9 protein-coding genes are annotated in these 12,151 nt (G+C 62.5%); 8 read left to right on the top strand and 1 reads right to left on the bottom strand.

Annotated features, from left to right (window positions below; genetic code table 11):
- Window positions 1-56: 56 nt before the first annotated feature.
- Complete coding sequence (locus RWK90_RS11165) at window positions 57-212, top strand: DUF6131 family protein (protein ID WP_167400690.1); 156 nt, start codon at window positions 57-59, stop codon at window positions 210-212.
- 175 nt (window positions 213-387) lie between these two features.
- Here RWK90_RS11165 and RWK90_RS11160 read toward each other — a convergent pair whose 3' ends face one another.
- Entirely contained in the window at window positions 388-2,016 is a 1,629-nt protein-coding gene (locus RWK90_RS11160) for an NAD(P)/FAD-dependent oxidoreductase (RefSeq protein ID WP_314037691.1), read from the bottom strand.
- Window positions 2,017-2,492: 476 nt separating this feature from the next.
- Between RWK90_RS11160 and dctP (RWK90_RS11155) the strand changes: the two genes are divergently transcribed.
- The 7 genes from dctP (RWK90_RS11155) (at window position 2,493) to RWK90_RS11125 (ending at window position 12,143) form a co-directional block, all read left to right on the top strand.
- Window positions 2,493-3,581 (top strand): TRAP transporter substrate-binding protein DctP, encoded by a 1,089-nt coding sequence (gene dctP / locus RWK90_RS11155; RefSeq protein ID WP_314037690.1) that lies wholly within the window; start codon window positions 2,493-2,495, stop codon window positions 3,579-3,581.
- Window positions 3,582-3,825: 244 nt separating this feature from the next.
- Window positions 3,826-5,067, top strand: coding sequence for a TRAP transporter substrate-binding protein DctP (gene dctP, locus RWK90_RS11150; protein WP_314037689.1), 1,242 nt, complete (start codon window positions 3,826-3,828; stop codon window positions 5,065-5,067).
- A 139-nt stretch (window positions 5,068-5,206) separates the two neighbouring features.
- Window positions 5,207-5,782: a TRAP transporter small permease gene (locus RWK90_RS11145; protein ID WP_314037688.1), complete on the top strand. Its 576-nt coding sequence runs from the start codon at window positions 5,207-5,209 to the stop codon at window positions 5,780-5,782.
- Window positions 5,783-5,796: 14 nt separating this feature from the next.
- Window positions 5,797-7,329 carry a TRAP transporter large permease gene (locus tag RWK90_RS11140; RefSeq protein ID WP_314037687.1) on the top strand — a complete coding sequence of 511 codons (1,533 nt, stop codon included), beginning with the start codon at window positions 5,797-5,799 and terminating at the stop codon, window positions 7,327-7,329.
- 170 nt (window positions 7,330-7,499) lie between these two features.
- A complete protein-coding gene (locus RWK90_RS11135; RefSeq protein WP_314037686.1) occupies window positions 7,500-8,459 on the top strand; it encodes a cyclase family protein in 960 nt (319 codons plus the stop codon).
- Between the two features lie 184 nt (window positions 8,460-8,643).
- Complete coding sequence (locus RWK90_RS11130; RefSeq protein WP_314037685.1) at window positions 8,644-9,831, top strand: acyl-CoA dehydrogenase family protein; 1,188 nt, start codon at window positions 8,644-8,646, stop codon at window positions 9,829-9,831.
- An 8-nt stretch (window positions 9,832-9,839) separates the two neighbouring features.
- The gene (locus RWK90_RS11125; RefSeq protein ID WP_314037684.1) at window positions 9,840-12,143 is read left to right on the top strand and encodes a CoA transferase; all 2,304 of its coding nucleotides are present in this window, start codon (window positions 9,840-9,842) and stop codon (window positions 12,141-12,143) included.
- The last annotated feature ends 8 nt before the right edge of the window (window positions 12,144-12,151 follow it).

The following is a 12,151-nucleotide window of genomic DNA, read 5'->3' as shown; positions in this document are numbered from 1 at the left end:
CGTGGATCTGGTTACGCTCGGCCCATCCTGATCCGACTAATCGAAAGGGCTGAACAATGATCATCCTCGGTGCGATCCTGCTGATCCTGGGCTTCCTCCTGGACATCCCCATCCTCTGGACGATCGGGCTGGTGCTCCTCGCGATCGGCGTCATCCTCGTCATCCTCGGTGCCGCTGGCCGCGCGGTCGGTGGACGCAAGCACTGGTTCTGAACGCGCCGGCGTAGACCGCCGGCACTCCGCTGGACCGACGAGAGTGTCCCGCGCACGTTCCGCCATCGGCGGGTGCGCGGGACACTCTCGTCTCAGGGGCCGGTTCGGTCAGACCCTGCCCAGCGTGGGTGGTACCCCGGTCTCCGCTCAAGGCGACGACCCGGGCCGGGGTCGATTACTCGGTGATGTAACCGTCGAACCCGCAGAGCGCGGCCTCGGCGAGGAACCGGTACTCGCGGAACGGCGCGCCCCATACCTGGATCTGGCGGGGCTTGCCGGGGATGTTGGCGCTCATCCACCACCCATCACCCTGTGCGATGACGGTCCCCTCGATAGCTTTGTCGAGTCTGACCTGCCACTCCGCCACCGATTCAGGGGTCGGCTCGATGGCGATGGCTCCGGTTTCCGCCATCCCATCCAGCATCCGAAGGATGTAACGATTCTGGTAGTCAGCCAGTAGAGGGGGCGAGAAGAAGGCGGATGGGCTCTGCGCCCCGTTGATGAGGAAGAGGTTGGGGAAGCCTGTCGCCATCATCCCGAGGTGTGAACGTACGCCACCCGACCAGTGCTCATTGAGAGTCAGCCCGTCTCGGCCGCGGATGTCGATCCGGAGCGCGGCACCCGCGCCGGAGTCGAAACCGGTGGCGCAGATCAGCACGTCGAGGTCGATCTCGCGTCCGCTTTCAAAGCGCACGCCGGTGGGGGTCACCGTGGAGATCGGGTCATCCAGGAGTGATGCAAGGGAGACGTTGTCCCGGTTGAACATCTCGTAGTAACCAGTCACGCCGGGTCGCCGACGGGAGCCGATCGGATGGTCGGGGATGAGCTTGTCGGCGATCTCGGGGTCCTTGACGATAGAACGGATCTTCCGCTCGGTGAAGTCCGCGAGGGCCTTGTTCGCGGCCATGTCGGTGGAGGTGTCACTGAATGCGAAGGACCAGTGGGGACCCCCGCGATCCCAGATCCTCTGGTAGATGGCTTCACGCTCGTCGTCAGAGATGTCGAACGCCTTCCGCGGGGACGGCATCGTGATCTTCTTATCGACGAGGATCATTCCGGAGATCCCGGAGTCGTGCTCGAGAGTACGAATCTCGCGGTAGTACTTCTTTACGTACTCCTCGTAGTGAGGATCGAGAGGCTCGTTTCGAATCGGCGAGCACCAGTTAGGCGTGCGCTGGAGCATCGTGAGATGGCCGACGTCGTCGGCGATCACAGGCGCGAGCTGGACGGCGCTCGACGCTGCTCCCAAGACGCCAACCCGCTTGCCGGTGAGCTCGATCTGCGGATCCCACGCGCCGGTGTGGACCAGATCGCCCTCGAAACCGTCGAGGCCGGGTAGGTCGGGGTAATTGACGGCGGACAGGAACCCGACGGCGAGCAGGACGAACCGCGACTTGATCTGCTCGCCCGTATCGGTCGTCGTGGTCCATGTAGCGGACTCGGCGTCATAGACGCACGACTCGACCCGGACGTTGAAGTCGTAATGGCGCCGCAGGTCGAGCCTGTCGGCAACCCATTCCAGGTACCGGAGAACGTCCTCGCCCATCGCGTAACGGTGCGGCCACGACCACTCCTGCTGGATCTCATCCATGAACCCGTACGAGTACTCGAGTGTTTCGATATCCACCCGAGCTCCGGGGTAGCTGTTCCAGTACCACGTTCCGCCCACTGTGGGCGCCGAGTCGAAAGCCCGCAAACTATACCCTGCGGCGTTGAAATTGTGAACAGCGTTCAGTCCGCCGAAGCCGGCGCCGACGACCACGAAGTCGACGTCGTGTGCGGCCTGGGTTCCACGTTGTGACATTTCTTCACACTTCCTCTAGTTGTCCCACGTCGCCGCATATGGGCTGGTGGGAAGCGGTAGGCGTACGCCCGCTCCCGGACTCTGTCCTCGGAGCATAGTGGCGTCCAGCCTTGGATGCCGGAATGTATCCAAAGTTGTATACGCCGACGCCCCGAGAGTGTACTGTGTCTTGCATCACCTGCAAATGGTCCGAAACCCCGGGCCGAAAGTCCGGGTCCCGGTCCGTCAGCGGCCTCGAGATGAGAGGCGAGCCGAGATCAGGGTGCAGGACGTCCAGGTCTGCCTTGTCCCCGTGGGCGGGGCCCAAACATGAGGAGTGTCATATGCACCATCGACCGAGGATCGCGCGGGCGTTGCGAGCCATGTCTATCCCGCTGGTCGGGATACTGGCAGCAGGATGTGCAGTCGGGGGTGGATCCGCCGGAGGGGGAGACGGGTCTCTCGCTGATATGGAGCCGGTGGTCCTCAGGGTGGCCATGCCGCAGCCGGAGAACAGTGTCGCTCCGGTGGGAATGAAGGCCTTCGCGGACTACGCCACCGAGGCTTCCGATGGAAAGCTCGGCTTCGAGTTCTTCCATAGCGGCACACTCATCCCGGTCGCCGAGCTCCTGCCCGGCCTCTCCAGCGGCGTGGCAGACATCGGTATGACCATCACGCCCTACGCGCCCGATAGTTTGCCGAACGCCGCGTGGACTGACCGATGGGCCCCGTCGCAGATCGACTGGGGATTCCCGAAGGCGTCGATCTCCTCCGTGATGAAGACGAGGTTCTCCATTGAGAATGACGTCGTACGAAGCGATATGGAGTCCGAGAATACCGTGCCGCTCTGGTCGGTCGACTTCGGTCCGTACGTGATGCTCTGCACCGAGCCGGCCGAGACTCCTGCGGACCTCGCTGGACGGTCGGTCCGCGTGGGCGGGGAGCCCCACACCACCGAGGTGACGAACCTCGGTATGACTCCGAGCTTCATCCCGGGAACCGATACCTACGAGGCTCTGCAGCGGGGAGTTATCGACTGTTCCTACCAGGATGCGAGTGCGGCGGCGACCCAGGGGCTCATGGGGGTGGCTAAGAATCTCATCCTCACCGATGGGTCGGCGTCGTCGGGTGCCGCCCTCTCGATCAACAAGGACACCTGGGATTCCCTGCCCGCCGAGGCGCAGGAGATCCTTCGCGACGCGACCGTCGCAGCACTGACGGCGTACGCGCAGGAGACCCTCAGGCTCTATGCCGCCATGATCGAGTTGGCGCAGGAGGAGGGCGTGACCATCACATCCAGCGCGGAGCTCGACGAGTTGCTCCGGAACAACCGCGCCGCCCAGGGCGAAGCGGCCATCGCCGACAGCCCGGCCAGTGTCGCCGACCCCTCCGCTGTCGTGGCGGACTTCCAGGCGATTGCAGGCGAGTGGGAGCAGTTGTGGGATCAGAACATCGGACTCGAACGTGTAGACAGCGCGGACACTGCTGGCGTCATCGACAGTTTGAGCATGGGCCCCGACGGCGTCGACTGGTCCTCCTATGAGCAGGCTGTCGCGGCATTGCTTGAGCCTGTTCGCCAGAACTGAGCCCATGCCGGGGAGCACCTGAGTCGGCCGTGAGGACCGACTCGGGTGCCCGGCGAGGCCGGAAGGCCGTCCGGGGCGGGCGACGCAGGGCCGGAGCGGTTCCGATCCGCACATCGGATGGGGGCGGGCCCCCCTGGGTAGGGCCGCGAGTTGCTTGCAGGGTGGCGGGCACAGGACGCCACCGGAACTCGATCATTCCAGTTTGCTGCGCCCGATCGGGCGCACGTGTCGAAGGCGGAACCAGATGAGATCACAGTTAACCAAGCGACGTGTCGGCCGGGGTGCTGCCGCCGCGATCGCACTCACCGTCCTGGGCGGGTGCGCCATCTCCGCCGGGTCGAGTGGTACAGGAGGCGGCAGCCTGGATGACGTTGACCCCATCGTCCTCAAGGTGGCCCTCCCCTACCCGGAGACCGCTTCCGTCCCGGCAGGAGTGAGGGCATTCACCGAAGCTGCGCGAAACGCGTCGAAGGGGAAGCTCGACTTCGAGTACTACTACAACTCGACGTTGATCCCGTCGGCTGAGTTGCTACCAGGGCTCTCCAGCGGCATCGCCGATATCGGCGTTGCGGTGTCGAGTTACGCTCCCGACAAATTGCCTGATGCGGCATGGATCGATCAGTGGGTGCCGTCCCAGACGGACTGGGGATTTCCCCAGGTCACCATCTCCCAGACATTGAAGACCCGGTTCCTGATCGAGGACGAGATAGTCCGAGAGGACATGGAGAGTCAGAATGTCGTCCCCCTGTGGTCTCTTGACTTCGGGCCGTACCTCATGCTGTGTGTAGACGCCGTCAACAAGCCGGAGGATCTGGCGGGCCGGTCTGTCCGGGTAGGCGGTGAGCCGTTCACCACCGAGGTGAAGAACCTGGGAATGGTGCCGAGTTTCATACCGGCACCGGAAACGTATGAAGCTCTGCAGCGGGAGGTGATCGATTGCGCCTACCAGCCCGCCAGTTCGATACTGACGCAGGGGCTGCTCGAGGTTGCAAAGAATCTCCTCTTGACTGACGGCACCTCATCCTCGGGGTCGGCGATATCGATAAACAAGACAACGTGGGACGGGCTTACTGACGAGGCGAAGCAGATACTTCGAGAATCGACCGTCTCGGCTCTGACCACTTATGCAAAAGAGACCATGGACGCTCATGCGGATCTCATCGCGCAGGCCAAGTCGCAAAAGGTCGCAATCCATTCCGATGAGGAACTCGATAACACGCTCCGCGAAAATCGACAAGCCCAGGGTGAAGCGGCCATCGCTGCTTACCCGCCCAGTATCGAAGATCCGGACGCAGTGGTCGACCGGTTCCGGGATCTGGCCGCGGAATGGGACGATCTCTGGCGGGCCCGCGTCGGTTTGAAGCCCGCTAACAGCGCGAAAACCGAAGACATAGTAAAGGCTCTCGAGATGGGGTCGGAAGGCGTTGATTGGGGCGCCTTCGAACAAGCGGTCTCGGCGTTCGTCGAGCCGGTGCGACAGCAGTAGTTTTTCCATGGCTGAAGGGCGTCCAGCGCGTCAGCGATTGAAGGACCGCATTCGCCCATTCGTCACAACGGAAAGAGGCCTAATGGCACAGGAAAGTAAGACGGTCAGCGCAGGACCTGATAGGCCCGACCCTCTGTGGGTGCGGGGCATTGACCGGTTGAGTATGTCGGCAGCCGCGATCGGAGGTCTGACCGCCGTGGGCCTCATGCTCAATGTCGTCCTGGATGTTGCTCTCAGGTTTCTCGCGGGCACGCCCATCGAGGGGACGCTCGACCTCACCCAATATGCGTGGATGCCGGTGTTGGTCTCCCTCGGGCTGGGATATGCGCTCCACAGGGGCGAACACATTCGGGTCTCACTTCTGACTGTCTCGGCCGGCCTGCGGGCCCAACGAATCGTGGAAGTGTGCAGCCTGATCGTGACTGTTGTCGCGGTCGTCGTGCTGATCTGGTTCTCCGCCGAGCGGGCCAACGAATCTACACACCTGGGCGAGAGCGCAGTCGGTACCGCGTGGCTGAACATCTGGCCGGTCCGGTGGGTCTTGGTAGTCGGGCTGGTTGTTCTCCTTCTTCAGACCGTGGTTGAGATCTGGAGGGGCTGGACCATGACGGCCACTCCGCCGGAAAACTTCGAACTCGGACTCGAGATTTCCGGAGAACTCCCCCAGGTGAGCGGGCAATCCGCACATCCCCGAAATACGGCTCAGGACGGCTGAAAAAGGTGAATGCGATGACAACGCTCAATAGGGAACCCGGGACTGTCGGCCAGGACTCGTCGAAAGATGCGTCGGCCAGGCGAGAAGGTAGATTTTCCGTCGCGCTCCTGGTCGCGGCGATTGCCTCCGCGATCCTGACAGTGGCGCTGCTCTCGACCCCGATGGATCGACTGCTGGTCGGGGTGGTGGCCCTCGCGCTGATGATAGCGCTGATGATGCTCAAGGTGCCCATCGGAATCGTCATGCTAAGCGTGGGGTCGTTGGGGCTACTGGTGCTGTCGAGCCCGGGTGCAGTGGGCGGAATTCTCAGCGAAGTGGTCTACGACACTTTTGCGTCATGGTCCCTGAGCGTGGTGCCGATGTTTGTGCTCATGGGTGTTGCACTGGGGAAAAGCGGAATCATGGCCAACGCCTACGACAGCGCTCGGAAGCTGGTCGGATGGCTCCCCGGTGGTTTGGCAGTCTCGACCAACTTCGCCGGTGCGGGCATGGCCGCCACTAGTGGCAGCACGGTGGGGATCGTGTATGCAGTCGGCCGGTCGGCTATCCCGGAGATGATCCGATCCGGATACAAGCCGGGCCTGGTAATGGGTTCCACGGCGATGGTCGGCGCGCTCGGGCAGATCATCCCCCCCAGCCTCATGCTGGTCATCTATGCGGGCGTGGCTGAGACCCCGGTCGGTCCTCAATTGCTAGCCGGCATGGTTCCGGGTCTCCTGCTCACGCTCGTGTTTGCAGCCGTGATCATCGGCTGGGCGGTGCTGTGGCCCGAAAGCGCTCCTCGGGGCCGGTCCTACCCCTGGAAGGAACGCGTCGCGTCGCTCGCCCATCTCCTTCCTGTGCTGGTCATCATGATCGTCGTGCTCGGCGGTATCTACGCCGGCGTCTTCACGGCCACGGAAGCCGGGGCGTACGGAGCGTTCGTTGTTCTGCTGATGGGCCTGGCCACGGTAATTGGCCGGGCAAACCGAGACCGAAAGAACGACCCCGCCGCGCCTACTGCCGGACGGTCTGTAGCTACGTACTTGTCGAGCACCTTCATGGACACCGTGGCGGCGGTGTCGGCGGTGTTCATGCTCCTGGTCGGGGTGCACGTTCTCACGCGATTGATGACGCTGAGTGGCGTTGCGCAGTGGGTGGCCGACACGGTGGTGGATCTGGGTTTGTCGAAGGTGGGATTCCTCTTCGTCCTGATCGGGATCTATCTCTTTCTCGGCCTGTTCTTAGACACTCTGGCCATGATGTTGTTGACCATTCCGGTGTTCATGGCTCCTTTGGTGGCGCTGGACGTGGACCTGATCTGGTTTGGCGTATTCCTAGTGATTCTGGCTGAAATCGGGATGGTGACCCCGCCGCTCGGAATATTGACTTTCGTGGTCCACTCGGTAGCGGAGGCATCCACGAAGGGGATGGGGGTCAAAATGTCGCTCTCGGACGCCTTCAAGGGAGTCGTACCGTTCATCATCGGTTGCCTTTTGGTCCTGGTGCTCATGATCTTTGTGCCGGACTTGGCGCTATGGCTGCCCGGGGTATCGCAGGCGGGTTAAGTAGGTGGCCGCCCGTCTGGCCGGCGGGGATAGCGGGCTGGCGATTCGTCAGGTTCGACCCGTATTTCTTCGAGCTTCTCGAGCCACGGTCGGTGATCGGTGGGTAGCGAGCATCCGCGGGAGCTCAACCGGTGGCCGAGTAATCCGATATTTCGCTAGAAGGAGTTCAGATGACAGGTTTCGATCTCGGTAGACGTGAGATTTCGATCGAGGAAATTGAAGAGCTGGCTCGGAAATACCGCACCTGGGGCAAGTGGGGCGCCGACGATGAGCTGGGATCAGCGAATTTCGTCACCTCGAAGACGATCGCGGCGGCAGCGGGACTGATCCGCCGAGGAGACTCTTTTGCTCTGGCGCTGCCCCTCGGGGCGTCGGGCCCGCAGCAGGGTACGGGTCGGGTCAACCCGCAACGAGTGACGCTCGTCGGCGCATCTGACCCGGTACCGGGTTACCCGCGTCAGGGCTTTACTGATGATGCTGTCTATATGCCGTTGCAGTGTGCCACGCAGTGGGACGGACTCTGCCACGCATTTTTCGACGGGGAAACGCACAACGGCCGAGGCGTCGACTCTGTGACGAGCCGGGGAGGCGCTCAGTTCAATAGCATCACGAATTTTGTAGGACGGGCCACTGGCAGGGGCGTTCTGCTCGATATCCCTCGATTCCTCGGACGAGACTCGCTTGCGCCGGGGGAGTGCATCCAAGCAGATCTGTTGCAGGCCTGCGCGTCAGCGCAAGAGGTGGAGGTCGGCCGGGCTGACTTCGTTTTGGTTCGAACCGGACACCTTGCCGACGTCCGTCGTTCCGGTTCATGGGGTGACTATGCGGGTGGGTCGGCACCGGGACTGGGGGTAAGCGCGGCATCGTTCTTCTGCCCCCGGGAGGTGACTGCGGTGGCCACCGACACCTGGGGGGTGGAAGTGCGTCCGTACGAGACCAGCAAAATGATCGCCCCTCTTCACGTGGTGATGCTGATGAACGCCGGCATCTACTTCGGCGAGATGTGGGACATGGAGTCACTCGCCGAGGACTGCGCAAGGGACGGCGTCTACGAGTTCTTCTTGACGGCGCAACCTCTCTCCGTCACCGGTGCCGTCGGCTCTCCGGTGACACCGATAGCTATCAAGTAGACGCGATGCGAGAGCGGTGGCCAGCCGGCCCGAAGATGTATACAATCATGTATACACAATTGGATGACGCGGACGCGCGACTGGATTCGGGCGGCCGCCTCCCCGTCAGCCATGTCTCACATTCGGTCTGTCAGCAAGGTTTCGATCTGGCCGACCACGCCCAACGAGGAATCGAGCATCAGCGGTGAACCGATCGACCATAACTTTCCCAAGCCATGCCGAACAGCAAGATCTCCGGGACGCGGTGCGGTCACTGTGTTCCCAGTTTCCGCTGGAGTACTGGGACGATTGCGACAGCGAGAGCAGGTTCCCCGAGGAGTTCTACCAGGCGTTCGCGCAGGCCGGCTTCTTGTCGGTGCTCATCCCCGAGGAGTACGGGGGCTCTGGGGGGACCATGACGCAGATGGCCGCGATACTCGAGGAAGTCGCCGCCGGCGGCGGGGCGTTGAATGCCAATAGCAGTGTCCACATCCCCCTCCTGACGGTCCCGACCTTGCTCAAGTTCGGCACGGAGGAGCAGAAGAAAGATCTTCTTTCGAAGATTGCGAACGGCGAGCTTTACGTCACCTTCGGGGTCACAGAGCCGGACGCGGGGACGGACACGACCTCCATCTCGACGCGGGCGACGAAGGTTGACGGGGGTTGGAAGGTAAACGGTCAGAAAGTCTGGAACAGCGGGGCGCTGCGGGGAGACAAGGTCCTCACCTTGGTCCGTACCGGGACTCCTGAGCCCGGAGGGAAGAAGGGTGAAGGCCTGACCCTGTTGCTGATCGATCTCAAGCAGGATGACGTGGAGATCCGTCCGATCAGAAAAATCGGACGCCATGCGGTGGCGAGTTGCGAGGTGGTCTTCACGGACGTCTTCGTTCCGGATTCTGATGTCGTGGGTTCGGTCGGCCAGGGGTTTTACCACCTTCTCTACAGTCTGAACGGCGAACGGTTGCTGCTGTCAGCAGGAGCGATCGGGATCGGGCGATGGGCCGTTCAGGCGGCAGTCGAGTACGGCAAGGAGCGGGTGGTCTTCGGCCACCAGATCGGGCGCCACCAGTCGGTTCAGCATCCGTTGTCGAAGGCTTACCTCGAACTCTTGGCCGCGTCGGAGGTCCTTTCTCGAGCGTTGGCGGAATACGAGGAGAAGGGCGGTAGGGCTATCGGGACGCTCGCGAACGGGGTGAAGTACCTCGCAACGGAAGCCGAGTTCGCGGCCACTGACGCTGCGATGCAGACATTCGGTGGATACTCATTCGCTCGCGAGTACCACGTCGGTCGCCACTGGATCGAGTCACGTCTTCAGCGGATCGCGCCGATCAACAACCAGATGGTGCTGAACTCGATCGCCGAAACGGCCCTGGGCCTGCCGCGGAGTTACTGAGATCAGCCATGGATAAATTGACTCCCCTGGACTCCAAGTGCCTTCTCTCCGACGTCAAGGTCGTCGAGCTCTCCACGCGTGTATCCGGCGCCTACTGTTCGCGCCTGCTCATGCTCATGGGCGCGACCGTGGTGCGTATCGACACACCTCTTGCAGTGGACTGTCCGCCGGAACTTTCGGAAGAAGTGCTCTTCGCGCTCAACGCCGGGAAGGAAAGCGTCGATAAGAGCGCGTCGAACCTCGACGAGATTCTCGGTTCGGCTGACGTGCTCGTACTGGATTGCCTACACGACGACCCGTTCGACGGCACATGGACCGAGTTCGCAAAACTACTGCGCAACCGCGCTTCTGCTTCACTGCCAGTGATCGATCTCTCGACTTTCAGACCCTCGACCGAGACTGAGAGTGCGGCGTCCACGCCGCTCACCGCCAACGCGATGAGCGGAATGATGTGGGCCCAGGGGCACCCCGGGAAGGAGCCGCTTGCCGAGCCGTACGATCTCGCGGACTATTTCGCGGGGACGCAGGCAGCCGGATCGGCCGCGCTGTCGATCGTGATGCGAGACCACGGATACGGGGAGCCACTTCAGTGGGATATCTCGTCGGCCGACGCCATGGCATACCACACGGGCCAGATCACATCCAACTTCCTGAGGTATGAACGACCGTGGATGCGAGATGGCGCTCGGGCGACGGAGTCGGGAGGCTTCTACCCATCCGCCATGTTCCCCACGAGCGACGGGTTCATCACCCTCGTCTGCCGATCGCCCCATGAGTGGGACGCGTTGCGGCAGGCGATGGGTAACCCTCCGTGGTCACAGAGACCTGAGTTTCAGGATGCCCGCATCGTAGCTCGCGATCACGCGGACGAAGCCGATAGCTATGTCTCAGCTTGGACTTCCCGGCACACCTCGGCGGAGATCGCGGAGATCGCCGAGAAGGTGAAGCTCCCTCACGCCGTGGTCCTCAGGCCCGATCAGGCGTTGTCGTACCCCCAGTTCGTCGAGCACGGGCTTTTCGTCGAGGACCAGCATGGCCGGCGTTCCATCCCGGACAGGTCATGGCGAGTGTTCGAGTCGGTTAACTCAGGGGCGGCCGGCCGGGCGTGGAGCCTGTCGCCGAGCGCAGAGAAACCGCTGGCGGGGCTACGTATCCTAGACCTGACATGGGTCTGGGCGGGGCCTATGGTCACCGCGGCGCTGGCCGACCTCGGCGCCGAAGTGATCAAGGTTGAATCGACGTCGCGACCCGACTCCGCGCGGCTTCGGGGCGCAGCTCGCGAAAACGGGAAACCGCTGCCGGGGCCCGACCATGAATTGAGCCCTTACTTCAACCAGATGAACAGGGGTAAGCGGAGCGTCACCATCAATATCGCCAGTCCGGAGGGAGCGGACCTGGTGCGGAAGCTCGCGGTCGAGTGCGATGTGGTCATCGAGAACATGCGGCCGGGGGCGCTTGATCGACGCGGTCTCGGATACGACGAACTGTCGAGGGCCAACCCTTCGATCGTCATGGTCTCGATGTCGATGATGGGGCAGTTCGGGCCGATGAGCGGATTGGGCGGATACGCTCCGGTCATGTCCGGCTTGGCTGGCCTGGATGCGATTACCGGCTATTCGAACGACGACCCGATCGGAAACTTCAATCCGTCCCTCGGTGATCCGAATGGAGCAGACCACGCCTTGGCTCTCCTGCTCGCTGGCCTCCATTACCGGTCCCGGACAGGTCACGGTGCCTGGTTGGACCTCGCACAGACCGAAGCGCTGACTTCAGTGATGCGAGTACCGTTCGCGATTGCGGCGACCGGGCGTGAAGTCCCGGCGCCGGCGAACTCGCACTCCAGCTTTGAGCCACACGGAGTGTATCGCTGTAGAGGCGATGACGACTGGGTGGCGATCGCGGTGCGAACCAATTCCGAGCGCGCTCGTCTGGCGGCAATCGTTGGAGCAGAGGGAGCCCATGCCGGCGATCTCGAGTCTCGTCTGATCGAGTGGGTCCGGAGTAGCCCGAAGGACGAGGTCGAGACAACACTCAGGTCCCGGGGACTCGCTGCGTCGGCGGTACTGGGGGTGGAAGCGATGATTGAGAGTGAATGGGCGAGAGCGCGGGGACTCTGGCGTGAATACGATCACCCATTCCTCGGGAATCAAAAACTCTTCGTGCTTCCGTGGAAGATGAACGGCGCCTCGTTTGCGGCGCCGCGGCAGACACCGCTGTTAGGTGCCGACAACAAAGAAGTCTTGATCGATATGTTCAACCTGGTTGACGCGTCGCAGTTTCAAGAACTGCAAGCGGCCGGCGCTATCAGTTAGCCCTGACC

This window comes from Dietzia sp. CH92, from assembly GCF_032248695.1.
Classification (GTDB): Bacteria; Actinomycetota; Actinomycetes; order Mycobacteriales; family Mycobacteriaceae; genus Dietzia.
The sequence above is the reverse complement of the archived record's forward strand: the minus strand, read 5'-3'. Positions and strand labels throughout refer to the sequence as shown.

Coding starts and splice junctions, on each gene's coding strand:
- RWK90_RS11165 (WP_167400690.1), top strand. CDS start 57: ATGATCATCCTCGGTGCGATCCTGCTGATCCTGGGCTTCCTCCTGGAC.
- RWK90_RS11160 (WP_314037691.1), bottom strand. CDS start 2,016: ATGTCACAACGTGGAACCCAGGCCGCACACGACGTCGACTTCGTGGTC.
- dctP (WP_314037690.1), top strand. CDS start 2,493: ATGCCGCAGCCGGAGAACAGTGTCGCTCCGGTGGGAATGAAGGCCTTC.
- dctP (WP_314037689.1), top strand. CDS start 3,826: ATGAGATCACAGTTAACCAAGCGACGTGTCGGCCGGGGTGCTGCCGCC.
- RWK90_RS11140 (WP_314037687.1), top strand. CDS start 5,797: ATGACAACGCTCAATAGGGAACCCGGGACTGTCGGCCAGGACTCGTCG.
- RWK90_RS11135 (WP_314037686.1), top strand. CDS start 7,500: ATGACAGGTTTCGATCTCGGTAGACGTGAGATTTCGATCGAGGAAATT.
- RWK90_RS11125 (WP_314037684.1), top strand. CDS start 9,840: ATGGATAAATTGACTCCCCTGGACTCCAAGTGCCTTCTCTCCGACGTC.